This is a genomic window from Micromonospora sp. NPDC049060 (assembly GCF_040649055.1).
GTDB lineage: Bacteria > Actinomycetota > Actinomycetes > Mycobacteriales > Micromonosporaceae > Micromonospora > Micromonospora reichwaldensis.
In genome coordinates, this window is sequence record NZ_JBEZEV010000002.1 from 162883 (window position 1) to 188068 (window position 25186).

General features: G+C 73.9%; 22 protein-coding genes. 16 read left to right on the plus strand and 6 right to left on the minus strand.

Going from position 1 to position 25186, the window contains the following annotated elements; translation table 11 throughout:
* Window positions 1-37: 37 nt before the first annotated feature.
* From AB0B83_RS01710 to AB0B83_RS01730, 5 genes are all read left to right on the plus strand, one after another.
* Window positions 38-331 (plus strand): hypothetical protein, encoded by a 294-nt coding sequence (locus tag AB0B83_RS01710; protein ID WP_357576517.1) that lies wholly within the window; start codon window positions 38-40, stop codon window positions 329-331.
* On the plus strand, window positions 328-1398 hold the full coding sequence (locus AB0B83_RS01715; RefSeq protein ID WP_357576518.1) for an FAD-binding oxidoreductase: 1071 nt from the start codon (window positions 328-330) through the stop codon (window positions 1396-1398). Before AB0B83_RS01710 ends, AB0B83_RS01715 begins: the two co-directional genes overlap by 4 nt.
* Entirely contained in the window at window positions 1398-1670 is a 273-nt protein-coding gene (locus tag AB0B83_RS01720; protein ID WP_357576519.1) for a DivIVA domain-containing protein, read from the plus strand. Before AB0B83_RS01715 ends, AB0B83_RS01720 begins: the two co-directional genes overlap by 1 nt.
* A 99-nt stretch (window positions 1671-1769) precedes the next feature.
* Window positions 1770-3494, plus strand: a complete 1725-nt coding sequence (locus AB0B83_RS01725) for an HNH endonuclease (RefSeq protein WP_357576520.1) — start codon at window positions 1770-1772, stop codon at window positions 3492-3494.
* Between the two features lie 78 nt (window positions 3495-3572).
* Complete coding sequence (locus AB0B83_RS01730) at window positions 3573-4235, plus strand: hypothetical protein (RefSeq protein ID WP_357576521.1); 663 nt, start codon at window positions 3573-3575, stop codon at window positions 4233-4235.
* A gap of 61 nt (window positions 4236-4296) precedes the next feature.
* Here the strand turns inward: AB0B83_RS01730 and AB0B83_RS01735 are convergent, their stop codons facing one another.
* Entirely contained in the window at window positions 4297-5367 is a 1071-nt protein-coding gene (locus AB0B83_RS01735; protein ID WP_357576522.1) for a hypothetical protein, read from the minus strand.
* A 306-nt stretch (window positions 5368-5673) separates the two neighbouring features.
* Here AB0B83_RS01735 and AB0B83_RS01740 point away from each other — a divergent pair, with 306 nt between their 5' ends.
* Window positions 5674-6984 carry a VWA domain-containing protein gene (locus AB0B83_RS01740; RefSeq protein WP_357576549.1) on the plus strand — a complete coding sequence of 437 codons (1311 nt, stop codon included), beginning with the start codon at window positions 5674-5676 and terminating at the stop codon, window positions 6982-6984.
* Window positions 6981-7802, plus strand: coding sequence for a peptidase (locus AB0B83_RS01745; RefSeq protein WP_357576523.1), 822 nt, complete (start codon window positions 6981-6983; stop codon window positions 7800-7802). The genes AB0B83_RS01740 and AB0B83_RS01745 overlap by 4 nt, the downstream gene beginning before the upstream one ends.
* Before the next feature lie 108 nt (window positions 7803-7910).
* Here AB0B83_RS01745 and AB0B83_RS01750 read toward each other — a convergent pair whose 3' ends face one another.
* Window positions 7911-8231, minus strand: coding sequence for a GYD domain-containing protein (locus tag AB0B83_RS01750; protein ID WP_357576524.1), 321 nt, complete (start codon window positions 8229-8231; stop codon window positions 7911-7913).
* A gap of 223 nt (window positions 8232-8454) precedes the next feature.
* Between AB0B83_RS01750 and AB0B83_RS01755 the strand changes: the two genes are divergently transcribed.
* The gene (locus AB0B83_RS01755; RefSeq protein WP_357576525.1) at window positions 8455-8802 is read left to right on the plus strand and encodes a DUF6223 family protein; all 348 of its coding nucleotides are present in this window, start codon (window positions 8455-8457) and stop codon (window positions 8800-8802) included.
* Between the two features lie 98 nt (window positions 8803-8900).
* Here the strand turns inward: AB0B83_RS01755 and AB0B83_RS01760 are convergent, their stop codons facing one another.
* The 3 genes from AB0B83_RS01760 to AB0B83_RS01770 are packed head-to-tail and all read right to left on the minus strand — an operon-like array spanning window position 8901 to window position 14067.
* On the minus strand, window positions 8901-9563 hold the full coding sequence (locus AB0B83_RS01760) for a response regulator transcription factor (RefSeq protein WP_357576526.1): 663 nt from the start codon (window positions 9561-9563) through the stop codon (window positions 8901-8903).
* Entirely contained in the window at window positions 9560-10732 is a 1173-nt protein-coding gene (locus AB0B83_RS01765; protein WP_357576527.1) for a sensor histidine kinase, read from the minus strand. The genes AB0B83_RS01760 and AB0B83_RS01765 overlap by 4 nt, the downstream gene beginning before the upstream one ends.
* Before the next feature lie 32 nt (window positions 10733-10764).
* Window positions 10765-14067 carry a hypothetical protein gene (locus AB0B83_RS01770; RefSeq protein WP_357576528.1) on the minus strand — a complete coding sequence of 1101 codons (3303 nt, stop codon included), beginning with the start codon at window positions 14065-14067 and terminating at the stop codon, window positions 10765-10767.
* Between the two features lie 237 nt (window positions 14068-14304).
* Between AB0B83_RS01770 and AB0B83_RS01775 the strand changes: the two genes are divergently transcribed.
* Both AB0B83_RS01775 and AB0B83_RS01780 read left to right on the plus strand, forming a co-directional pair.
* Window positions 14305-15630, plus strand: a complete 1326-nt coding sequence (locus AB0B83_RS01775) for an AAA family ATPase (protein ID WP_357576529.1) — start codon at window positions 14305-14307, stop codon at window positions 15628-15630.
* Window positions 15631-15753: 123 nt separating this feature from the next.
* Window positions 15754-17130, plus strand: a complete 1377-nt coding sequence (locus AB0B83_RS01780) for a M23 family metallopeptidase (RefSeq protein ID WP_357576530.1) — start codon at window positions 15754-15756, stop codon at window positions 17128-17130.
* A gap of 91 nt (window positions 17131-17221) precedes the next feature.
* Here AB0B83_RS01780 and AB0B83_RS01785 read toward each other — a convergent pair whose 3' ends face one another.
* Window positions 17222-18121 (minus strand): cellulose binding domain-containing protein, encoded by a 900-nt coding sequence (locus AB0B83_RS01785; RefSeq protein ID WP_357576531.1) that lies wholly within the window; start codon window positions 18119-18121, stop codon window positions 17222-17224.
* A gap of 202 nt (window positions 18122-18323) precedes the next feature.
* Here AB0B83_RS01785 and AB0B83_RS01790 point away from each other — a divergent pair, with 202 nt between their 5' ends.
* The 6 genes from AB0B83_RS01790 to AB0B83_RS01815 all read left to right on the plus strand — a co-directional run bounded on the left by AB0B83_RS01790 (window position 18324) and on the right by AB0B83_RS01815 (window position 25161).
* Window positions 18324-19010, plus strand: coding sequence for a hypothetical protein (locus AB0B83_RS01790; RefSeq protein WP_357576532.1), 687 nt, complete (start codon window positions 18324-18326; stop codon window positions 19008-19010).
* Window positions 19011-19026: 16 nt separating this feature from the next.
* Window positions 19027-19287 carry a hypothetical protein gene (locus AB0B83_RS01795; RefSeq protein ID WP_132233740.1) on the plus strand — a complete coding sequence of 87 codons (261 nt, stop codon included), beginning with the start codon at window positions 19027-19029 and terminating at the stop codon, window positions 19285-19287.
* On the plus strand, window positions 19284-19685 hold the full coding sequence (locus AB0B83_RS01800) for a hypothetical protein (protein WP_225852145.1): 402 nt from the start codon (window positions 19284-19286) through the stop codon (window positions 19683-19685). The genes AB0B83_RS01795 and AB0B83_RS01800 overlap by 4 nt, the downstream gene beginning before the upstream one ends.
* A 130-nt stretch (window positions 19686-19815) precedes the next feature.
* On the plus strand, window positions 19816-23235 hold the full coding sequence (locus AB0B83_RS01805) for an AAA family ATPase (RefSeq protein ID WP_357576533.1): 3420 nt from the start codon (window positions 19816-19818) through the stop codon (window positions 23233-23235).
* A 94-nt stretch (window positions 23236-23329) separates the two neighbouring features.
* Window positions 23330-23854, plus strand: coding sequence for a SigE family RNA polymerase sigma factor (locus AB0B83_RS01810; protein ID WP_132233744.1), 525 nt, complete (start codon window positions 23330-23332; stop codon window positions 23852-23854).
* Window positions 23851-25161: a hypothetical protein gene (locus AB0B83_RS01815; protein WP_357576534.1), complete on the plus strand. Its 1311-nt coding sequence runs from the start codon at window positions 23851-23853 to the stop codon at window positions 25159-25161. Before AB0B83_RS01810 ends, AB0B83_RS01815 begins: the two co-directional genes overlap by 4 nt.
* The last annotated feature ends 25 nt before the right edge of the window (window positions 25162-25186 follow it).

Below are 25186 nucleotides of genomic sequence, written 5' to 3' on the forward strand. Positions count from 1 at the left end.
ACAAGGGCACCTTCCTTACACCCCCGAGGAGTTGGGCGTGAGCGAGCAGGAGGTGGTCGGGCGGTGGCTGCGGCTCGTAGTGGCGGACGCGGAGCTGTCGCCGTACCTCATCGGGGTCGACCTGGGGCGGCTCGGCGCGCACCTGGCGGCAGGCCTCGCCGCTGCCGCCGAAGGCCAGCCGGCGACGGACCCGTGGCGCGGGTTCGGCCTGTCGGAGGAGCAGCACCGGCGCGTCGTCGACTACCTGGCGGGGGTGCTCTGGGCGCTCGACGAGCCCGACGACCGGATCGCCCGCGCCCGGCGGGCCTTCGCCGGGGAGGTGGGCGCGTGAGCATCGCCGCCGCCTGGGAGGCAGCCGTCGAGCGGGGCGCCGACGACTTCTGGTGCACGCTGGAGGACCGCCGCCCCGGCCTGCTGCCCGAACGGGACGCGCCGCTGCTCTTCGCCGGGCTCGGCCGCCTCACAGTCGGCGGCGACAACCCGGCCGGGCAGGCGGCGCTGCTGGCGGTGCTCGGCCGCGCGTACCGCCAGCATGGCCTGCTGCCGCACGCCGCCACCATCGGCGACGCGTTGCTCGCCGCCGTCGCCCGGCGCGCCCGCCCACTGTGGACGTCGCGGCTCGCCGACGCCTGGGAGCACGCCGGCCGCCGCGCGGACGAGGCCGTGCGGCGTGCCACCGCCCGCGCCGAGGATGGCCCGGCCTGGTGCCCCGCCGAGGTGATCGGCCACGACCGGCCGTGCGACACGATCGCGATCCTGACCGTACGCCCCTGGCAGCGCCTGCCCCACCGGCCCGGCCAGGCGGTCGGAGTCTGCACGCCGCGCCGGCCCGGCCGCTGGCGCTGGCTCTCCCCGGCCAACGCCCCGCGCCCCGACGGCACCGTCGAGCTGCACGTCCGCGCCGTCGCCGCCGGGGCCGTCGCCCACAGCCTCGTCCACGACGTACGCCCCGGCGAGCTGTTCCACCTCGGCCCGGCGCGCGACGCCGGGCTGTGCCTGGACCCGTCCGCGCGGCGGGACCTCCTGCTCGTGGCCGGCGGCACCGGGCTGGCGCCGCTGCGCGCCCTGGTCGAGCAGGTCGCCGCCGCGCCCGACGGCCGGCGGGTGACCCTGGTCGTCGGCGCGCGCACCTTCGCGGACCTGTACGACGCGACCGCCCTCGACAAGCTCCAGCATGCCCACGGCTGGCTGACCGTCGTGCCCGCCTTCAGCCACGACCCCGGCGCCGAGCCCGCCGAGCAGGGCGACGCCCTCACGATCGCCCTCGACCACCGCCGCCCCGATGACGACGTGTACGTCTGCGGCCCGCCCCCGATGCTCGCCGGCGCGCGGCTGCGGCTGCTCGCCGCAGGGGTGCCCGCCGACCGTATCCACCTGCCGGCGGAGCTGGTGCCCTGATGGCCGTCTACCGCAGTCGCCACGCCCTGCCCGGCCCGCTCACCCCCGACCGGGTCCTCGACGTCGCCCTGCCGCGTACGCCGCTCGGCCGGCGCGGCTACCGGGTCGACGAGGTCGACGCCCTGCTGTGCCGCCTCGCCCACGAGCTGCGCGACCGCACCCGCCAGCTCGACCTCACCCGCGCCGAGAACCACCGCATCAAGGAGGCGCTGCGCACCTGGCAGACCCGGCACGCCGAGGAGCGCTCGCTAGCCCGGCGGGCCGCCCATTGAACGGTCGCCGTCCCGGCGGCGGATGCCCGGCGGCACTGATCCTGGCGGTCCCGAGCCCTGGAAACCGCGAATGACCTTCGGCCCCGGTAGCCTCCCGGGATGCCGGACTCCACTCTCGACGGTCTGCTCGCCACCTTCACCGAACCGAAGCCGTTCAACCGGGACACGGCCGACCGGGCACCGCTCGCGCCCGGAACACACGTCGTCATCCTCGACGGCGACATCGTCTATGTGGGTGAGACGGGGCGGACTCTTCGGGAACGACTCCGAGCCCACCTGCGGGGCAACCGGGGCTCGTCGGTGCTGCACAAGCAGGTCGGCGAGCTGCTCGACGGTGAACTCGGCCGGCAGGCGACCACCGACGAGATCGCCGCGTGGCTCGGCCGGTGCGAGATCAGGTGGCGGGAGACGGATGAGCCGAAGGCGCTCAAGGAGGCCCTGCTAACCCGGATCGCTCCACGCTTCAACCAGCTGTTGCCCGGGCAACAGGTCACGTCCACGGGTGCCGCGAGCCGCTTCGCACGGCTGGCGGAGCTTTCGTACTTCGACTCCGTGGTGGCGGCCAACCGGGCCTACCTCGACGCGGTCGTGCCGGACGCGGCGGCCACCGAGCGGGAGTACTGGGCACTTTCCTGCCTGCCCGGCACCAGGACGGACCCGCCACGACTGTCGGCAATCTCCTTGAAGACGATGGAGACGTTCGTGCTGCACGAGCCGACCGAGCCGGCCGCCGACGCCCGGGCCGAGGGTTTCATGGTCGTCCGCAAGTCGGTGCTCGACGCGCGCTGGACGCCCGCGGCCTTCCGGGCGGCCCATCCCGGCATCACCCGGTGGCCGTCTGACTATGTCGATGCCGGACCCGACCAGGAGTGCCTCGCCGGTGGCGTCGACGACCTGATCGCGGTGCTCGGGGACGAGCGTGTCGTCCTCGCCGCCCGTGCCCTCACCGAACCACTACTGCGGTCGCGGACCCTGCACGCTCGGGGACACAGTCAGCCACTCGCCGATGCGGTGCTCGGCCGGCACGAACACACCGACTGGGTCTACCCGGTTGACGGAGACGGCAGCCCATCGGGAGATGTGTGGGAGTACTTCCACAGCGGCGCGGTGGCCGACCTGCGGCTCGCCGCCGGCTACCACCAGATCGCCGCCGGCGACCGGATCTGGGCGTACACCACCAAGCCACCCGCTCGTCTTGTCGCGGCGGGCGTCGCCTGGGACGACCCCTATCAGCAGGCGACGGAAGGCGGGTCGGAGTGGCGGGTGCCCATCCGGTGGGATGCCGAGCTGACCCGGCATCTGCGCAGCAACGAAGAGAACCTGCCCGGGGTGCCAACCGGGTCGGTGCGTGGCGTGCGGGGGATGAGCGCAACCGAGCGCGCCCGGCTCGTTGACGCGCTGGAGGCGGTCGGCGCGCCGGAGCCCGATGCCCTGCCCGAGGGGCGTCGCCGGAGGCTCGTGGAGGTCACTGCCCGCCAGGGGCAGGCCGACTTCCGGCGCCGGCTCCTGGAGGCGTACGGGGGACGCTGCGCGATCACCGGCTGCGACACCGGGGCCGCCCTCCAGGCCGCTCACATCTCGCCGTACGACGGACCCGCCACGAACCGGGTGACCAACGGTCTGCTGCTCCGGGCCGACGTGCACAACCTCTTCGACCGGGGCCTCATCTGGGTCGACGAACAACTCCGCGTTCGGGTCAAGGCGGAGGCCGCGCATTACGGGAGCTGGCACGGCGAGGAGCTGCGCCTGCCGACCCGGGCGGCGGACCGTCCGAACGCCGCCGCGCTGCGCGCCCACCGCCGGGAGGTGGCCGGAATGCCGTGAGACCCCCTGGTTCGACATCGATCTCCGTGAGATTGTCTATGTCGGAGCGTGTGCGACAGGACACGAGGGGTGATCGATGTGCGTGTTGCGGACGGGCCGTCGCAGTGGTCGATCGAGAAGTTCGGGTTCGCCCAGGCGGTGACGCTGCGCAAGCGCGTTCCGGCGGCCCTCAAGCGGGCCGTCGAGCGCGCCATGGACGCCCGGGAGGCGTCCGAGATGACCAGTGACCATGCCTTCGGATCCGTGCGCTGGCTGGTCCAGTACGAGGAACTGCACCAGCACCTACGGGAACTGCCCGACGTGACGGACCTGCGGCCACCGGGTGCCCAGTTCAGGATCACCGTCTGCTCGGGGCACTTCCTGCTGCCCTGGCACTACTCCACCAGGAGCGACCTCGAGATCGCACGGGTCCGACCGGGGCGCACCTTCAGTCGCTTCGCCCGCGACCTGCTCGACTTGTACGGCCCGAAGCCGCGCTACCAGCAGGACACCCTGCCGTTCATGCCGCTCAACGACCAGGAATCCCGCGACCGGTCGGAGTTGCGGGAAGCAGCCGAGCGACTTTCCGTCGAGCCGAAGGTGCTGCTGGTCGGCTATGCCTGCAACTCGGACGCCGGGCTGCTCCGCGTCTCCTGGGGCGAGGCGGGACTACGGCAGAACGACGAGCTGGAGTGGCAGCACGTCGAGGACCTCCCGCTACCGGGTGACGCCTCCCAGGGCCGGCGCGGCTTCGCCGCCTGACCGCGACGCCGCCCCGGATCGCCTGACCGTGACGGCGGTGAGGTCGGCGGCAGCCATCGCGTCACGCCTGCCCGGCAGCGGGGCCGGGAGTCGCTTGCTGGAAGCCGACCTTCGCCTCGGGAAACGAGTCCCGCAGCGTGGTGAGGGTGGGCTCGGTGTTGCGGCCCCACACCTTCCGTACCACCCACGTCCGGCCGTCCTGCACCAGAGCGTGTTCCGTGAACCAGCGGCTGACCTTCACGCCGGGGTACTGATCGGCGAGCGCAACCCGCACCTCATCCTCGCCGTGGTGCTCGCCCTCGATGGGCCGGAACCGGCCCGGCGACAGCGCGCCGCCGATCGCCGCCGCCGGCACCCCTCGCTGGATGAGCTTCTCGATCATCAGCCGCACTGCTCGGCGCTTGTTCTCGTCCGGCAGCACCTGGCCCTCGACGATGATGTGATACCTGGTCCAATCCCGGTTGTCGGTGCCTCGCCGTTCCTGCTCAGCGACCTTGCGACCGACCCGGATCTGGTAGTCGGCCGCCTCGGGCAGTGGGATGACCTGCTGGATGTCCAGCAGGACCCGTCCGTCGATCCGGTACGGGATGAGCCGGACGCAGCGTACGTCCATGCCGTCGAAACGGTTGAGCCACAGCACGGCGGTGGTCAGCTCCCGCCCGAAGTCCGCCGAGACGAGCAGAATGCGCACGTCGGAGGAGATGATCGGCGCCTCGTCGCTGTCTCCTAGATCGAGCCAGGCGAGCAACTCCGATCTGGCGTCGACGTCCTCGTCCGACCGGATCCGGGAAAGGTGGTCCTCGTAGGCCGCGACGACCTCGTCGAAGCTCATCGCCGAGACCATCGCTGCGTACCGGAGAGCCTGAAGCTCCATGTGCCCGCCGTCATCGGTGCGCTTGAGTTCGATGACCACCAGATGCCCGGTCTTGTCCACGGCCAGCAGGTCGATCCGGCGCCTCGAGTCCTCCCAGTTGCCGAACTCCTCGGCGACGACGAGCAGGTCCGGGCTCAGCACGGCGATGTCGTCACGCAGCAGCCGTTGTAGGTCGTCGCGTTCGTAGATGCCGAGGGCGGCAAAGCGGGCCGCGTCGTGCCGGCGCAGGCGGTCGCCGTCGATTTCATACAGCGGCACTGGTACTCCTTCGGTGGGACGCGGGTCAGGCCGGCGACGAGCCGGCAACGGGGGGTGTAGGTGCGGGCTTGAGCTTTGACCGAGCGTGGGCAGATCGGTGTTCCGTCCGCTGCCGTCGTGCCCGCGACCCATCGATACGGAGGTGTCCGGCGCGGCTCTGCGAGAGGCGGCCGACATGATGGGCAAGCGTAATTGATGCCTATTCCCCGGGTGTGGCTTTCGATGAGGTCGATCAGTCCGCAGTGGATATTGACGAGGCCGCCCGGTCGGGCGAGAGCTTGGTGATCACTAGGATCGGCGCCTGTGATGATCAAACGACGGCTCCCAGCAGTCCTGTTAGGACTGTTGGTGGCCTTCCCGACACTGGGCGTGCCTCCCGCCTACGCCGACGAGCACGAGACCGAACCCGTCGAGCCGCCCAAGGTGGAGCTGGTGCTCGACGTCAGCGGCTCGATGCGCGCCAAGGACATCGGCGGGCGCTCCCGTATCGCCGTGGCCCAGGAGGCGTTCAACGACGTCGTGGACGCGCTGCCCGAGACGACGGATCTCGGCATCCGCGTCCTCGGCGCCACCTACGGCGGGGACGACAAGAAGGTCGGCTGCCAGGACACCCAGCAGCTCGTACCGGTCGGCCCCGTCGACCGGGTGAAGGCCAAGAACGCCATCGCCACCCTGCGCCCGACCGGCTTCACCCCCGTCGGCTTGGCCCTGCGCGAGGCGGCGAAGGACCTCGGCTCCGGCGAGACCACCCGGCGCATCGTGCTCATCACCGACGGCGAGGACACCTGCGCGCCACCGGACCCCTGCGAGGTGGCCCGCGAGCTGGCCGCCCAGGGCACCCACCTGGTGGTCGACACGCTCGGCCTCATCCCGGACGAGAAGGTACGCAAGCAGCTCGTCTGCATCGCCTCGGCGACCGGCGGGACGTACACCTCCGCGCAGAGCAAGGACGACCTGACCCGGCGGATCAAGCAGATCGTCGAACGGGCCAAGGACACCCACACGAAGACGCCGGCGAAGGTGGCCGGCACCGACGTCTGCGCCAAGGCGCCCGTGCTCACCCCCGGTGTCTACACCGACCGGGAGCGCTTCGAGGAGCACCGGTGGTACCGGATCCCGGTCCAGCCGGGGCAGGAGCTGCGGGCCTCGGTGAGCATCGGCCTGGACCGGCCGTTGAATCGGGACTACGGCGTACTGCTGCGGGCCACCGCCACCGACGGGCGGGAACTGGTCCGGGGCAACGACGCCGGCAGCGGTCGCACCGACGTGCTGTCGACAGGCGTGCGCTGGTCGGCGGCGGACGACGAGGACGAGGAGGAGTCGGCGGACGACGACAAGGGCGGCGTCTTCACGGAGTCGACGGAGAAGGCTCCCGAGCCCACCGTCGTCTGCCTGGTGGTCAGCAACTCGTTCTCCGCGAAGGCGGGCGCCGGTGCGGCTCCGGGCATGCCGCTCGAACTGACAATCGACCTGGTCGACGCGTCGCCCGCCCCGAACAGTCCGGGTCTCGGCCGGGGCTGGGTGCTGCTGGGCGTACTCATGCTGGCGGGCCTGCTCAGTGGGTTGATCGTTGGTTGGCTGACCCGTTGGTGGGTCGCGGTCTGGAGGACCCGATGACGAAGGCCCCGATCTCGGCCCGCCGGGCGGCGGTGCTGCTCGCCGCCACCGGCATCGCCGTCGCGCTGCCGGCCGCCGCCGGCGCGGAGACGCCCACCCCGTCGCCGGGGGCCGCCACCATCAACAAGGCCGGAACCTCGTTCCTCACCGCCGCCGGGATCAGCCCCGGCCAGCCGGTACGGGTCGGCGCCTCCGTGGGCGACTACCTGTACTGGTCGTTCACGGCTGCGGCGGGGGACACCCATCACGTCGCGGCCACCGTGTCGCTGCCCGCCGCGGCGAGCCGGAAGGGCGACTCCACCTGGACGATCGAGGTCTTCGACGGGCTGCGCCGCCGGCAGGCGTGTGTCGCGGGGGCGCAGACCCCGGTGGCGTCGAAGAGTGCCGCCACCGTCGAACTCGACTGCGAGCTGCGCCAGGTGCGCTCGTGGGCCGAGCCGTGGTCGGGTGACCCGTTGCCGGGCACCTACTACGTCCGGCTGTCCGGCATCGAGTTGCCGGAGCAGGAGCTGGGCCTGCCGATCGAGGTGAGCCTGCTGGTCGGGGTGGAGTCCGACGGCGACACCGAGCCGGAGGGTGGCGACCTGAAGGAGCCCCTGGTCCCGGCGGTGAACCCGGGCAAGGTGCTCGCCGGCGATCCGACCGCCAGCACTCCGGCTCCGGGGGCGGCCGGTGACGAGGAGGACGGCTGGTTCGACTGGGTGCGGTGGCCGGGCCTGTCGTCCCGCTGGTACTGGACCGTCGGCGGCGGCATCCTGGCCGCCGTCGCGGGCGTGGTCGGGTTCGCCCTGACCCGCCCCCGCCAACGCGTCGGCTGACCGTACGCGCGGTCGCAGCACAAGGGCACGAACGAGACGGACGACGTCGGCAGGGCGGGCATGACCGAGCGGGTCGTGCCCGCCCTGCTCCGCGTCCGGGTCGACGGGTCAGCCTCCCGGCGGCCGGTAGGGCATGTTCAGCTGGAGCGCCCCGTCCATGTCCTCCGGGGTCAGCAGGGGGTTGACCCGGGTGTCCAGGCCGCCGGCCGCCCGGATCGTGGTGGCCAGGGCGACGGCGGTCTGCTGGTCGGGAAGATCGCAGATCACGTACGCGTCGTGCGGGCCGAGCCCGAAGTGGAAGGACTCCACCCGGCCACCGGTGTTCTCGACCAACGCCTGGATCACCTCGGCGCGTCTCGTCCCGCCTTCCCTCATCAACCCGTTGATCCCCTCGACCGTGTAGGTCGCCATGAACAGGAACTTCGTCATCCGCGCGTCACCTCCGTATCCCGGCCGCGGGTACCCGACGTGCCGGCGACTAGTCCTGCCCGCCCTGCCCTTGACGAGGGCGTGGGACAACCAGGGGGGTACGTCACCCCGGGCGCGCGCAACCCGGGTGGTAGGCCCATCGCCAACTCCGGCATGACGACCCGTGACCACGCCGGTACATACGCTGCCGGCTGTACTCGTCATGCGAGCGAAGGGATCCTCGATGAACGTCCGTCACCTGCTTGCCGCCACCAGCGCCTACACCATGAGCGCCGGACGACTCGGGGCCACCGTCGCCGCCCTGCTGGGGCTGGCCGGCGTGATCGTCGGCGGGCTGGCTCTGGCCCGCCCCGCCGGTCGCTTCGGCACCGGCTCCGGCCGGCTCGGGGCCACCGTGGCGCTGGCCGCGGGGCTGATCGGCGTCGCCCTCGGCGGGCTGGTCGTGGTCACCTCCGACAGCGGTATCGGCACCGGGAACGGGCGGGGCGGGGCCTACGTGGCCCTGGTGGTGGGACTGGTCGCCGTGGTCCTCGGTGGGCTGGCCCTGGTGCGTGCCCGGCGCACCGCCTGATCGCCGACTGGCCAGGGCGTTGGATCGCTGAACTGCCAGGGCGCCTGATCGCCGATTAGCCAGGGCGCCGGGTCGGTGCGGTGCCGCGGAGGTCGCCGTCAGGAGCGGGCGAGCCAGCCGGGAACGGTCAGGCCGGACTCGTACGCGAGGATCACCAACTGGGCCCGGTCCCGGACCCGGGTCTTGGTCATGATCCGGCTGACGTGCGTCTTCGCGGTGGCCGGGCTCAGCACCAGCCGCGCCGCGATCTCGTCGTTGGACAGGCCGGCGGCGACCAGCGTCAGCACCTCACGCTCCCGCTCCGTCAGCGCGCTCAGCCGCGGCCCCGGATCCGGGTGCGTGGCCCGGGCGGCGAACTCGGAGATCAGCCGGCGGGTGATCGACGGTGCGATGAGCGCGTCGCCGCGCGCCACCACCCGCACCCCGTGGATGAGCTCTGCGGGCTCGGTGTCCTTGACCAGGAAACCGCTCGCGCCGGCCCGCAGCGCGCCGTAGACGTACTCGTCCAGGTCGAACGTGGTCAGGATGATCACGCGGGCGTCGGAGCTCGTGGCGATCTCCCGGGTGGCGGACAGGCCGTCCAGCCGGGGCATCCGGACGTCCATGAGGACGACGTCCGGCCGCAGTTGCCGGGCGAGCCGCACCGCTTCGGCTCCGTCGGCGGCCTCGCCGACCACCTCGATGCCGTCCTCGCCGCCCAGGATGGACCCGAATCCGGCGCGCACCAGGGTCTGGTCGTCGGCGAGCAGCACCCGGATCACGCCGCGCCCTCCGGCTCCGGTCGGGGCGCGGGCGGGCCCGCCGGCACCGGGACGGGCGGTACCGGCAGGCGGGCGCGTACCCGGAAGCCGCCGTCCACGCCCGGGCCCGTGGTCAGCGAGCCGCCCAGCACCCGGGCCCGCTCGCCCATGCCCAGGATCCCGTTGCCGGGCTGGCCCGCCGTGCCGACGCCGTCGTCCTCGACCTCCAGCAGCACGTCGTCGCGGTCCGGTCTGACACGGATCACCACGGCGGTCGCGCTGGCGTGCCGGGTGACGTTGGTGAGCGCCTCCTGGACGATCCGGTACGCGGCCAGGTCGACCTCCGGTGGCAGCGCGCGGGTCTCGGCCAGCTCGGTGCGGATCTCCAACCCGGACCGCCCGGCCGTCGTGACCAGCTCGTACAAGCGGTCGAGGCCGGGGGTGGGCCCGGTCGGCGCCGCGTCCTCCCGCCGCAGGATGCCGAGCGTGGTGCGCAACTCCCGCAGCGTCTCCTTGCTCGTCTGTTTGATCGCGGCGAGCGCCTGCGCGGACCGGTCGGGGTCCGGCCGGTGCAGCGCGGCGCTGGCCTGCACGTTGATCAGGGAGAGGTGGTGACCGAGCACGTCGTGCAGCTCACGGGCGATGCGCAGCCGCTCCTCGGTGGCCCGTCGCCGGGCCTCCTCCTCCTTGCCCTGCTCCGCGGCCAGCACCCGGGCCTGCGCCTCGGCGAGGTAGGCCCGGCGGTTGCGGGTCACGCCCACGATGACCGCGACGAGCCAACCGGCGTGCAGCAGCGTCGCCCCGTTCACACTCTCGGCCGTCCGGTTGTAGCTGTCCGCGACGGCGAAGGCGACCACCGAGGCGAGACCGAGCCCGACGGCGACCCCGAGATGCCCCTCGTCGACGACGGTGTAGAGCGCCACGACGAACACCAGCATGATCGGGCCGGGCCGGTGCAGCAGCGCGCCGTACGCGCCGACGGCAGCCAGCGCCACCACGCCCACCGCCACCGGATGGCGGCGGCGGAGGTAGAGCGCGCCGGAGGACGCCAGCACCGCCAACAGCGCCGCCCGTTCGGCGTCGGTGTCGATGCCGGACGCCTGCACCACCAGGCCGACGACGGCCACGAGGCCGACCACCGGCACCAGGGCCACCCTCGCCGCCAGGCCGTGCCATCGCGACGTCCACATGCGTCGAAGCCTAGTGCCGGACGCCGTACGGTTCACTTGCGCCAGGCGGGGGCCATCCGTTCGGACATCTCGTGCCAGAACGCGCGCAGGTCCCTGCGGTTGACCGCCTGCCAGTCGGCCCGCGCGCCCGGCCGGAACCAGTGCCCGACGAGGTCGATCTGGTGGGCGCAGAAGACCTCCTCCATCTGGTACGGCAGCTCGTCGCCCTTCGGCGGCAGCGGGCACAGCCGGAACGGGCAGTCGTCGACGCAGGTGGAGCCGGGCTGGACGTCGTGGGCCTGGCGGCGGCTGAGGGTGACCCGCATGGCGGTGCGGTCGATGGTGAGGCACGGCGGCAGCTCGGGCCGGCTGGCGCGGGTGAGCCGGCGGGCCCGCTCGGTGCTGTCCCGGCCCCGGTCGGCGAGGTTGAGCAGCAGCATCACGTCGGCCAGCAGCCGTTGCGCCCGTGGTTCCAGGACGGCCCAGCCGTGCGAGGCGGGCAGCCAGGAGTCCTGGAGCCGGCGGATGCCGGGCTGTGGGCTGACCGTCCCGACCCGCCCGACGATCTCCCGCTCGTCGATCCAGCAGCGTCGCTCGGGGTGCCGGTCGACGAGCGACTCGACGCACAGGTCCGCGACCTTGCGGACGAGCGGGTGGTCGGTGCCGCTGTGGCGGTGCGGGGCGCGGTCGCCGCCGCCGGCGATCGAGGTCCAGAAGTCGACAAGTCCGCGCGGGTCCGATCCGTGGCCCCGCTCGCGCAGCGTCTCGCCGGGATCGCGGGGCAGGGCCAGCAGGGTCAGCGCCTGGATGAGCACCAGGTGCGAGTACCAGAACCGGGAGTGCCGCAGCGCCTTCTCGGCCTCCTCGATCAGCCGGCTGCGGTGCGCCGGGTAGACCCGGCAGTTCGCCGCGAGGCGGAACCCCTGGGCGAGCGTGAGCTCGTAGACGCGGGCCCCGTCGGTGGCGTCGGAGGCCAGCCGGTGCACCCAGCGTTGCAGGGCCCGGTGGGCCTCGTGCCGCCAGTTGGGTTCGCCGGGCTCGTGCTCGTCGTCGGCGTGAAGGAACAGCGACGGCATCATCCAGGTCCGTATCTCGTCGAGGCGCTCCTGGCCCGGTGACCCGTCCGCTCGCGGCGGGTCGGAGAGCCGGCCGCGCAGCGCGCGGACGGCCGCGTTGCCGCCGGCGGCGATCTCGCGGGCCGCGGCCAGCCGGGGCAGGTAGGACCCCTCGTCGGCCATCATCAGGAACAGTTGGTCGTACTGCGGGGTGGGTCGCCGCGACCGGAGCCCGGTGGGATCGGGGGGCCGCTCCGCGAGCTGGCGGGCGGCGTCGCCGTAGCGGTGCACGAGGGCGATCTTGGCGTCTTCGAGGGGGCGGTCGGTGACGGACCCGTCGCCCTGGTAGTGGCACCAGGCGCTGCGGATGGTGTCGGCCAGCCGCCGGTGCGAGGTGTGCCCGGTGGCGGCGTCCATCTCCAGCGCGGCCGCGAACATCTCCAGCGCCCGGGTGCGGTTCGGGGTGCGCGCCGCCTCGGTGCAGAGCCGCCGCACGAGGTCGATCGACGTCTTCCGGGTGGCGACCGCGTCCCGGCTCTCCGCCGGCAGGCCCACCCTGCGCCGTACGGCGTCGCCGAGGCGGGGCAGGTTTCCGGGCCGGACGGTCCGCTGGCGTCGCCCGTCCAGTTGCGCGAACGCGCCCGCGCTGTGGGTGTGCAGGGTGAGGGCGGCCAGCAGTTCCCGCCCCGGTCCGTGGTGGTGGGCGAAGGCGCGGTCGAGGAAGCCGGGGTCGCGCATGGCGGCGGTGAGGAAGCGCGCGCCGAGGTACGCCTGGATCACCCCGTGCTGGAAACGCACCCCTTCCTGCCGCTTCACCACGATGTTCAGGGCGTCGCCGGTGGTCTCGGCCAGCCCGACGTCCTGTGCGTTGCCGGCGTCGAGCTTGCGCAGCCGGTTGCGCAGCTCGGTCAGGATCCACCGCCGGCCGGCGTCGGTGGCGCCGTCGCCGCCGGTGAGTTCCGTCGTCCGCACCGACAGCCGGTTGTCGCGCAGTCCGATGCAGGCGAGGGCGGAGAGCACCTCGATCGCGTCGGACCGTTCGACCTGCGGCAGGCCGTAGTCCTCGTACAGGTCGCCGGCGACGGTGGCGGCGCACCACTCCTCCAGCAGGCACCAGCGCAGCGCCACCCGGCCCGGACCCACCGGCTCGACGCGGTCCAGCCGGTCGACCTCGTGGAGCTGCCCGATGACCCGCAGGTAGAACGGCGAGTCCGCGACGTCGGCGGCCTTGACCAGTTCGGTGATGCGCTCCCACCGGTGGCCCGCTTCGGAGCGGCGGCTCCGCGCCTGCACGTATTCGAGGGCGGGGCCCTGGGCGAGCGGCTCCAGTTGCAGCAGCAGCGCGTCCAGCCCGCGCAGCGGGTCGTCGGGCCGCGAGGCGACCACCAGGGGAAGCCGCTCGCGGACGGCGGCCCGGATGGCGTCCCGCAGCACGCTGTCCCGGTCGGCGGGCTGGGTGGCGTCGGCGAGGCTCTCCTCCAGCCCGTCGGCGAGCACCACGAGGCGGTTCTCCAGCCAGAGCCTCCGCCAGATCCGGTCGGCCTCGCCCGACGCGCGCAGCCGGGTGTCGATGGTGCGTCCGAACTGTTCGACGGCGAGCTCGCGGAAGTTCAGCTTCTCCGGGTCGGTGACGCTCCGCAGGTCGACCCCGACCGGTACGACGTCGGCGGCCATCAGCATCTCCGCGAGGCGTGCCAGGGTGGCCGTCTTGCCGGTGCCGATGCCGCCCACCAGCAGCAGTGGGCGCCGGGTCGCCCGGTCGCGCAGCCGTTGGATCAGCAGCTCGCACAGCTCGTCGCGGCCGACGACGTCGTTCGGGTCGAGGCCCCGTTCGACGCTGGGCAGCACCATCCGGCTGTTGCGCAGCACGTTGCGCCGGTACCAGCGGCGGACCGGGACGTAGCGCCAGTAGTAGAAGAACGCGACGCCCAGCGCCGCGGCCATCAGGGGCTTGACGAAGCCCTGCACCTGCCCGCAGTAGTACGCCCTCGGCTGGTCACCCTCGCACCACCGGGTCACCCGCAGGAAGTGCGGCTCGGTGCCGAGGACCGTCAGGACCAGGGAGAGCAGGGTCCAGCCCAGCAACGTCCAGGCGACGGCGACGATGCTCCACCGCAGCCAGCGGCGGTAGCGCCACCTGACCCGGTTGCCGGCCCGCTCGTCGGTCCGCCGGCGGCGGTCCCGCTCCGTCCGGCGTTCGCGTCGGGTGCGCCACCGGCGCCGGCGCTGGCGGAGCCACAGTTGGGCCGCCCAGACCGGACCACGTTTCGGCCCGCGCACGGACACCCCCATGGTCGACACGGCCGGTTACCGGACGGAGGCGTCCCCGCCCGCACGTTCACGCTAGAGGGGTTCGCGCTGGTAGGGGCCCGGTTCCGGTGTTCCGTGGCGGCCCGCCGCGTCCGCCCCGCACCACCAGCCCCGACACCCCGGCCGTCGAGGGGCCGACCGTCGCGCGGGGTGTGACCGGGGCACGGCGTCACCGCTCGGCGGTGGGGCAGGCGTAGTGTCCCGGTGATCGGTGGGGAGGGGGAATCGATGCGCTCCGGGCTGGAGGTGCCGCCGGCGGTCGAGGCGGAGCGGGTCATCGCCGCCGTACTGGCCGACCTGCGCTCCGGCGACCATCGCGGCGTGGTGGTCGACTCGCCGCCGGGGGCCGGCAAGTCGACACTGGTGGTGCGCGCCGCCGTCGAGCTGGCCGCCGCCGGCGAACCGCTGATCATCATCGCGCAGACCAACGAGCAGGTCGACGACCTCATCGACCGCCTGGCGCGCAAGGCGCCCGAGCTGCGTATCGGGCGGCTCTCCGCCGCCGACTACCGGCCGTCCGAGCGGGTCAGGGGCCACGAGACGGTCCGGGTCGCCGCCAAGGTCGCCGACCTGGGCGGCCCGGCCGTCATCATCGGTACGGCCGCCAAGTGGGCCACGGTCGCCGAGGGCTCCTGGCCGTGGGCGATCGTCGACGAGGCGTACCAGATGCGCTCGGACGCCCTGCTGCGCGTGGCCGGGCGGTTCGAGCGGGCGCTGTTCGTCGGCGATCCCGGTCAGCTCGACCCGTTCTCGACGGTGGAGACGGGCCGCTGGACGGGCCTGACCTGGGATCCGATGCAGTCGGCGGTGGCCGTGCTGCTGCGGCACAACCCGGAGCTGCCGGTGCACCGGCTGCCGGTGTCGTGGCGGCTGCCCGCCTCGGCGGCCCCGGTTGTCGCGGCGGCGTTCTACCCGTTCACCGGGTTCCGCGCCGGCACCGGCCCGGCCGACCGGGCGTTGCGTCTCGGCGAGCCCGGGGCGGGCGACGCCCTGGACCGGACGGTGGACCTGGCGGCTGCCACCGGCTGGGCGCTGCACGAGCTGCCGGCGCGGCAGACCCTGCGTACCGATGCGGAGGCCGCCTCCGCCTGCGCGGCCCTGGCGCTGCGGGTGCTCCAGCGGGGGGCGGTCGCCGTCTCCGAGCACGCGCCGGCGGGCGCGCCGGTCACCGCCGACCGGATCGCCGTCGGGGCCGCCCACCGCGACCAGGCCGCCGCCATCCGCGCGCACCTGGGGCCGGCGGGGGCCGGCATCACCGTCGACACCGCCAACCGGCTCCAGGGCCGGGAGTACGACGTGACGATCGTGCTGCACCCGCTGTCGGGGCGGCGCGACGCGACCGCGTTCCACCTGGAGTCGGGGCGGCTCTGCGTGTTGACGTCGCGGCACCGCCAGGCGTGCGTCGTGGTGGCGCGCGCCGGGATCGGGGAGCTGCTGGACGCCCACCCGTCGACGGAGACCGTGCACCTCGACGTGCCGGTCAAGTTCCCGGACGGCTGGGAAGCGAACCAGACGATCCTCGCCCTGCTCGCCGGCACGACGGTGGCCGTCTGACCCGGCGCCCCGTCGCCGTCGGTTCCGCCCGCCGGACGGAACCGTCCGCCCCCTCTCGCCGGATGGTGATGGCTGCCCTAACATCCATCAACATCAAATCCGGCTCCGGAGGGAACTTCCCCTATGACGGGTCTACCCGCCCGCGTCCTCACCTCGGCCCGCCTGGCACTCGCCGGCGTCGGCGCCGTGCTGCTCGCCATGGTGGGCGCCATCGCTGTCGTGGCCGCACCGGCCCAGGCCGCGGGCCCACGGCCGAACTTCCAGCTGCCGTTCCCCTGCGGCGAGACCTGGCGGATGGCCACCTACTACGGGCATGACGACTACGACATCGACATGACCTTCACCGGCGGCGCCAGCAACGGCCGGCCGATCCTCGCCTCGTACGCCGGCACCGTCACGTTCGCCGGCTGGACCAGCGGCGGCGGCTGGTACGTGGTGATCGACCACGGCGGCGGCTGGCGGAGCAGCTACGCGCACATGATCGAGTCCCCGCCGGTGCGCGCCGGGCAGTGGGTGTCGACCGGCCAGCAGATCGGCCGGGTCGGCAGCACCGGGAACTCGACCGGCCCGCACCTGCACTACGAGCAGACACGCGACGGCGTCAAGACCGAGGCGTACTTCAACGGCGTGCCCTCCGGCATCACCTCCGACGGCAGCCCGAACACGGGACCGCTCTACGTCTCCGGCGCCGTCTCGCCGGCCCGGAACATGACCAGCCAGAACTGCGGGCAGGTCAGCTCCAACCGCCAGGTGTACGAGTCCGGCAGCCACAGCGGCTGGCAGATGCTGCCGGTCAACAGCATCACCGGCTCGACCACCGCGTCGATGGTCATGGGCACCAACAAGCTGCTCTACACGGTCAACGACGGCCGGGTGTACGAGGCGGCCAGCGACACGGGCTGGCGCAACCTGTGGACCGGCATCTCGGGAGTCAGCAACAACGCGCTCGCCGTGATCCACGTCGACGGCGTCAAGTACATCTACACCGTGATCGGGGGCATGGTCCACGAGGCGGCGAGCAACAACGGCTGGCGCAACCTGAACACCGGCATCTCGGGGGTCAGCCCGAACGCGTTGGCCGCGATCAACTTCAACGGCGTGAAGATCATCTACACGGTGGCCGGGGGCATGGTCCACGAGGCGGCCAGCAACAACGGCTGGCGCAACCTCAACTCCGGCATCTCGGGGGTCAGCCCGAACGCGCTGGCCGCGATCAGTCACAACGGTGTGAAGATCGTCTACACGGTGGCCGGCGGCACGGTCCACGAGGCGGCCAGCAACAGCGGGTGGCGCAACCTGAACTCGGGCATCTCCGGGATCAGCCCCGACGCGCTGGCGGCGATGGACGTCAACGGCGTCAAGCACGTCTACACCGTGGCCGGGGGCATGGTCCACGAGGCGGCGAGCAACAACGGCTGGCGCAACCTCAACTCCGGCGTCCGCGGCACGACCGTCTCGGCGACGAGCCTCAACGGGGTGAAGATCCTCTACACCGCCTGACGGCGTGACCGGACCACGGTTCCGTCGACCGCCCGCCCGCCGGCCGGTGGTGCCGCCCCGACCCGGGGGTGGTGCCACCGGCCGGTGTTCGTCAGGCGAACGTGTCACCGAACTCGCGTACGCCGTCGACGTCGAGGGTGATCCGGCTGTTGTCGGTCCACTCGCCGGTGGCGGCGCGCCAGCTCGGGTCGTCGCGCTCGTCGATGTCGGTCCACCCGGGCCGGTGGTGGCGCAGCTGGATCGGCCCGGACGACGCGCCCGGGGCGAGGACGCCCCCGGTGAAGGTCAGCTCCACCCAGCCGGGGACCGGCGTGCCCGGCAGCGGGTACCGGGTCGGCGTCGGAGTGGGCGTCGGCGTCGGCGGGCCGCCGGGCGGCAGGGGCGGCGGGAAGTACGTCACGTCGCGGCGGATCCGGTCGCAGCCCAGCGCCGCCCAGTCGCAGTTCGGCACCAGCGAGGTGTCGCCGCCCTCGAAGGTCAGGTGGTAGCGCACCCGCACGGCGGTGAGGTCGAGCGGCCCGGTGCCGGTGTTGGTGACCTTCAGGACGTGCTGGATCTGGTTGTCCGTCGGCGACCAGTCGAGGTTGAGGTAGCTGACCTTGGCCCGCCCGTACGCCGTGCGGACCGGGGTGACGGGGGACGGGTCGGAGTAGCCGCCGAGGGTGTAGGCGCTGACGACGAGCCGGTACTCGCTGCCCGGCGCCAGGTTGGTAAGCGTCAGGGTGGTGGCGGTGGTGCTGCCGAGGCTCCGGTAGACGTACGGGCCCAGCCGCGCCCGCACCTCGTACGTGATCGGTTCCGCGCCGGCCGGCTCGCCCACCCAGGTCGAGGGCGTCCAGGAGAGGGTGAGGCGGTGGGGCTCGTCGACCACGACGACGGGGCTGCCGGGGGTGGTGAGCGCCGGGGTGTCGTCCGCCCGCGCGGCGCCGACGGCGAACGGGCTCAGCAGCGCGGCGAGGACGACGGCGAGGGTGACGCGACGGGCACGCATGGTGATGATGTTACGAGTGTCGATGGATGCTTATCAATCGTTAGGTGGCCGTCCGGCCGGCGGGGGCGCAGTGCACAGTGCGCGGGATTCCGCCGCCGTCGATCACCGGTTTTCATGTCGGTTCACCGATAGAGCGACGTCTCTCTTGATCTACGTCTGTCGATAGCGTGTCGTGGCAAAGGCCGTCCATGAAAGGCGGGCCATGAACGAATCCCATTCCCCACTTTCCCGGCGCCGGATCCTGCTCGGCGCCGCCGCGGCCTCGGCGGCCACAGTCGCCGGAGCGAGCGCCGCACACGCCGCGCCACCCGCCGGGGGAGCGCCCCCGGCAGGACCGGCCCGGCGTCCCGTCGCCCGGGACCGGATCGCCACCGCCCGGCTCGCCGGCGGACCGGCCCGCTTCCAGGCGGACTTCCACGAACGCCTCGACGCCTGGCTGGCCTTCTGGTCGGCCAACTCGCCCCGGATCTGGAGCACCCCGACGGAGGTCGAGGGGCAGGTCGGCGGCGACGGCGACGCGTTCACGCTGCACGCCATCCGGGTCACCCGTGACGACGAGACGCGGGACGCCTTCGCCGCCGGGCGTTCGGACGCCGCCCACCTGGCCACCCTCGCCAGCCTGCACCACCACTTCCCGTCGGTACGCGTCGAGGCGGGCGGTGCGCTGCGGGTGGCCGACGGCCCCGCCGGCTGGACCGGCTCGGCCGGACAGGTCGCGTTCGCGGCCACCGCCTGCCGGGAGCTGTGGGGGCTGCGCGCCGCCGACGCGACCGACTGGCGCGAGCACCTGAGCCGGGCCGGGCACGGGGGCGACCCCACCTCCCGCTCCGGCTGGGCGGCATTCACCAGGGCGAGTCTGCGGCGCGGGCTGCGGACCGATTCGTACTGACCATCGGAGGTAGGACATGGCACGCAGCGAGTTCCGTTTCGTCGTCGACGGCGTCGACCTGACCGTCGAACAGCAGAGCCTGATCGCGAGCGAGATCCAGAAGGCGGGCCTCAACGCCCTCTCCACCGCCGGCAAGCGGCTGACCAACCCGCTCGCCGTCGGGCACGCCAACATCAAGCTCCGCCCCGAGTGGTACGGCCTGTGGGTCATCGACGGCCCGTTCGCCGAGGAACTGGGCCAGAAGATCAACGACATCGGCTTCTGGATGCAGCGGTGACGGACACCGCCCACCGGCCGGACCCGCCGGAGCGGATGTGCCCGAGCACCCCCGCGGCCAACGCCACGGTGTTCCTCGGCATGATCACTCCGGCGGGGCGGGTCGCCTACGTGACGCCCCCGCTCCCCGCCGAGGTCGCCCTCGCCCAGGCCGGCACGGACACCCCGGTCGAGTCCCGGTACCGGCTGGCCGGCCCGTGCGTCACGTCGAAGTGCGGCTTCTGGACCGGCGCGCACTGCGGCCTCGGCGAACGGGTGGCGGCGTCGTTCCAGGAGGTCGCCGGTCCGGCGGAGGACGACCTGCCGCGCTGCGCGATCCGCCGGACCTGCCGGTGGTACGCGGAGCAGGGCCGGGCCGCCTGCGCCGCCTGCTCCCACGTGGTCACCGACGCCCGCTGAGCACCCGACCGCCCGCCTGCTCGTGGACGGGTCCGCCCACCGGGCGGACCCGCGCACACGGGCCGGGCGGCGGCGTCGCCGCGCGTAAAGGGCTCGCGATGTCCCACCGTTCCGCTACGGTCTGGGCGTCATGGATCCGCGGCACGACGGGGACGTCATCGGGCGGGAGCATCCCGCGGGTCTGCTGCGCGCCGAGATCGACCGGGTGACCACCAGCCACGGCGGTCTGGTCCTCGTCGCCGGGGAGCCCGGCATCGGCAAGACGACCCTGGTCACGGCGGCGGCCGGCGAGGCCCGCCGACGAGGCGCGCTGGTGCTCGGCGCGGCCTGCTGGGATTCCGACAGCGCCCCCGGCTACTGGCCCTGGGTGCAGGTGCTGCGCGGCCTGCGCCGCTCGACCGACGACTGGGCGTTGGCCCGGGAGTCGGCCGAGCCGGCCCTGGCGGCGCTGCTCGGCGAGGCGGCCGGCGGCGCCGCCGGGGAGTCGGCGGACGGCGTCGCCGGGGCGGTCGACGGCGACGCCGGCGAGGCGGCCTGCCGACGGAGCGGTGACGACCGCGTCGACCAGGAGGAGTTCGCGCTGCACGACGCGGTGACCACCGCGCTGGTCGCGGTGTCCCAGCGCCGGCCGGTCGTGGTCGTGCTCGACGACCTGCACTGGGCCGATCCCGCCTCGATGCGGCTGCTGCGCTTCGCCGCCCAGCACACCTGGTTCGAGCGGCTGCTGCTCATCGGCACCTACCGCGACGCCGAGGTCGAGTCACCCGAGCACCCGCTGCGCGGGCTGCTGATGCCGCTGGTGGCGAAGGCGACCACGCTCACCCTCACCGGCCTGTCCCGCGACGAGGTGGCCGCGCTGATGACCCGGGCGGCCGGCCGGGCGCCCGACGCCGACCTCCTCGACGAGGTGCACCGGCGCACCGGCGGCAACCCGTTCTTCGTGGAGCAGACCGCCCGGATCTGGCGTGCCGACGGCCGGATCGGCACGATCCCCCCGGGCGTACGGGAGGCGGTGCGGGGCCGCCTCGCCCAGTTGCCGGCGGCGGTCGTCGAGGCGCTCACCGTCGCCGCCGTGCTGGGCCGGGAGTTCCACCGTCCGGTCCTCGCCGCCTGCGCGGGCACCCCGGCGGCGCAGACCGACCGGCTGCTCGACCGGGCGGTGACCGCCCGGCTCGTGGTGTCCCGTGGCGGCGGCCGGTTCGCCTTCGTCCACGACCTCGTGCGGGAGACCCTCTACGACGCGCTGCCCGACGACGACCGGCGCTCCCGGCACGCGGCGGTCGCCCGGGCCGTCGACGGCGCGCCGGCGCTTGCCGAGCGGCTGATCCCCGCCGACCTGGCCCGGCACGCCCACCTGGCAGGCGCCCGCCTCGACCCGTCCCGCGCCGCCGAGCTGCTGGTCGCCGCGGCCCGCGCCGCGGCCGGCCGGCTGGCCATCGACGAGTCGGTGGTCCACTTCCGCCGGGCGCTCGACGTCGCCGACGACCCGGCCCGACGCGTGAGGATCATGATCGAGCTGGGCGAGCTGCTGCACCACTCGGGCGCGGGCGACGAGGCCCGGCGGCTGCTCGCCGAGGCCACCACGCTGGCCGTGGCGGCCGACGATCCGGTGGTGCTGGCCCGGGTCGCCCTCGTCGTCCACCGCCGCCACGCCGACGGCCCCGGGCGGCTCGCCGATCCGGAGGACGTGCTGCGGGAGGCGTACCGGCGGTTGATCGGCGGGTCCGCGGGCGCCGTGCCGGTCGGCACGATGGTCACCGACCTGATCGCCGCCACGGAGTCCCTGGCCCGGCGGGGGCACGACGACGAGGCGCTCACCTTCAGCCTGTGGGCCCGCCACGACACCACCTGGGGGCTGGGCTCGGCCCGCGACCGGGCCGCGATCACCGCCGAGATCCGGGACGTGGCGCGCCGCGGTGGCGACCAGGAGACGACGCGCTGGGCGACCGCGCTGCGCTGGGTCGCCCTGCTGGAGCTGGGCGACCCCCGCTACCAGGACGAACTCGCCACCTTCGTCGCCGGCGCCCGCCAGGGCGACGCCCGGCACCGGGCCGCCGCCACGATGGACGACGCCATCATCGCGGCCTTCCGTGGCGACTTCGCCCGCTCCGACGAACTGGTCGGTGAGCTGACCGCCCTCAGCGAGTGGGAGCACTCCGACTTCGCCTTCATGGGCCACCACCTGCGCTGGTCCCGGCTGCACCTGCAGGGCCGGGCCGACGAGGTCGACACCCTGCTCGACGAGCTGCCCTCGACCGGCTACCCCCATCCGGAACTCGTCCGGGGCATCACCGCGGCCGAGCGCGGCGACGCCGAGACGGCCCAACGGGTGGTCGCCGGCATCGAGTCCGCCGGCACGACGTACCCCGGATCGGTGTCACCGCTGTGGCTGCGGCTGCGCGCCGGGGTCGCCGCCGTCAGTCGCGACCCCCGGCGCTGCGCCGAGGCCCGCGACGCGCTGCGACCGCACCGCGGGCAGTGGATGTCGGCGTTGTTCGGCTGCGACCTCAGCGGCCCCGTCGACCACTGGCTGGCCCTCGTCGACGCCGCCCAGGAACGCTGGGACGACGCGGTGACCGGCTTCTCCGCCGCCCGCGACTCCGCCGACCGGCTGGGCGCCCGTCCGTGGTCGGTCCTGGCCCGCGCCGCGCTGGCCGACGCGCTGACCGGGCGGGACCGTCCCGGCGACGCGGCGTCCGCCGCCGCGCTGCGCGCCACCACCGCCCGCGACGCCGACGACCTCGGCATGCACTCGACGGCCCGCCGCCTGGCCGGCACGCCGTCGACGGGGACCGAGGCGTCGGCCGCCGGCCGGCCGGGGATCGTCGCCGCGGTCGCCGGTCCGCGCCCGGCGTCGGCCGTCGCCCCGGCCGCCGGCCCAGCTGCGGCGCGGGCCGTCACCGCCGGGCCGCCCGGCCCGCAGGCGGTGGGGACCGGGCCGCCCGCCGCGCCGGCGGTCGCCGCCGGGCCGCACCCGTCCGCCGTGAGGCGGCAGGCGGGCCAGGCGTACGGGTTCCGACGCGACGGGCCGGTCTGGCAGCTCGCCTACGCCGGCGTGGTGGTGCACCTGCCCGACGCGAAGGGGCTGCGCGACCTGCACGTGCTGCTCAGCCGGCCGGGCGTCGACGTCCCGGCGGTCGAATTGCTCGACCCGGCCGCCGGGCCGGAACTCGTCGCGGCCCGCCGGATGGGCGGCGACCCGGTCCTCGACGACGAGGCCAAGGCCCGCTACCGGCGGCACCTGGAACGGCTCGACGACGAGATCGACCGGGCCGCCGAACGCGGCGACGAGCGGAGGTTGGCCGACCTCGACGCCGAGCGCGGCGCCCTGCTCGCCGAGCTGCGCGCCGCCGCCGGGCTGGCCGGCCGCAGCCGACGCCTGGGCGACGAGGCCGAGCGGGCCCGCAAGACGGTCACCGCCCGCATCCGGGACGCGCTGCGCAAGCTCGACCAGCGCCACCCGGGCCTCGCCGCCCACCTGCGCGACACCGTCTCCACGGGCAGCACCTGCCGCTACCTCCCGCCCGAGCCGCTGCCCTGGCGCCTCTAGCTCCCGGGCACCTGTCGCGCGTCGTCGGCGAGGGCCGGTAAACCCGGCAGCCCTCCGCGGTGTCTTGCTGACTGAGAGACCCGGGAGGGGCCAGATGCGAGAGGCGCATGCCACGGAGTTCGACGACTTCGTCCGTACCCGGTCGGTGGCGCTGTTGCGGGTGGCCTACCTGTTGACCGGCGACCGGCACGCGGCCGAGGACCTGCTCCAGGAGGTACTGGAGCAGATGTACGTGCGGTGGCGCCGGCTGCGCACCTCCCCGGAGGCGTACGCCAGGCGGGCCCTGGTGAACCGGTCGATCAACCGGTGGCGGTGGCGGTCCCGGCGGCCCGAGCAGGCGTTGGGCGACAACGACGGGGTCGCCCGGGACCACGCCGACGACATCGCGCTGCGCCAGGCGGTCGTCGCGGCGCTGCGTACCCTGCCGCCCCGGCAGCGTGCCGCCGTCGTGCTGCGCTACCTGGAGGACCTGTCGGTCGCCGAGGTCGCCGGGGCGCTGCGCTGCTCCGAGGGCACCGTGAAGAGCCACGCCTCCCGGGGCCTCGCCCACCTCCGGGTGGCGCTGGCCGGGTCGAGCCTCGTCCTGTCCGCCCCGACCCACACCGGGAGTGCGCGATGACCATCCAAGAGCGTGACGTGCGGGACGTCCTGCGTCGGGTGACCGATGACCTCGTCGGCCCGCCGACCCTGCTCGACGACGTACGACGGGGTGGGCGTCGCCGGTTGCGGCGACGTCGGGCCGTCCTGGCCGCCGTGTGCGCGGCCGTGGTGGCGGTACCCGTCGGCGGTGCGCTCCACCTCGCGGACGGCGGGGCCGCGGCGGAGGTCGCCTCGCCGCTGTTCGACAAACCCACCCGCGGCGATCTGGCCGGCGACGGCGGGTATCTGCGGCAGGTCCGGCAGGCGTGGCGGGACGGGACGGGGGACACCGGCACCGATGTCGAAGGCGATCCGCACGTGGTCTGGGCGGGAAACACGCCGGCCGGGCCCGCCGCCTACGTCGCGCAGCGGGCCACCGCCGCCGGCGAGGTGTGGGAGCCGGCCGGTGAGCGGATGATCGGCTATGCCGCGTTCGTCGAGCCCACCGCCGACGGGCCGCGGGTCATGACGCGGGAGACCGTGACCGACGCCGGCACCTACGGCAGTTCGGTGGCCGTGCTGCTCGGGCCGGGACGCGACGTGCTGGTCGTGCTCGACACCGGACACCCGGTCGAGTTCTCGCCGACGCTCCGGTACGCCGCCGACGGCCGGATCGAGCGCACCTTCCAGCGGGTGGAGTTCCGGGACGGGGCCGCCGTGCTGTCGGTGCCGCCGCAGCGCGGCAGGGTCACCGTCGCCCTGGCCAGGAAGCCGGTCAGCGCGACGACCGCCGTCCACATCGCCAACGCGACCGACGTCCTCTTCGCCGACCGGAAGGCCAGTCCGCAGCCGAGGTCGGTCACCTACACGCTGCCCGGCGCGGAACGGGTGTGGGGTGACGCCCCCGCCGCGCACGTCGGCAGGGACGTCTTCGCGACGGACGCGCTGGCCGCCTATGTCGATCTCGGCGGCACCCACCGGGCTGGGGGCTCTCCCAGCCTGACCGTCTACGGGGCGGTTCCCGACGGCCGGCAGTTGCTGCTGAAGACCATCCAGCACGACGACGATCCCACCCGCGCGATCGCCCTGATCGCCCACGCCGGCGCGCCCCTCCAGCCGGTGGCCAGCGGATTCATCGACTGGAACGCGCCGCTGCCGGTGCGGCTGCGGCTGCCCGACGGGCAGGGTGTCCTCGTCGCCGCCGAGGGCGCGGCGCTGAGCTACCGGGTCGGCGCGGGGGAGTGGCACGACGCCGGGCGCGGCGCGGCGCTGCTACCCGCCGACGCCACCGAGGTACGCGTCACCGCTGCCGGCGGCACGGCCAGCACCGTCCGGGTCGACCCCTAGCCGGCCGCCGTACGACGACGGGCAC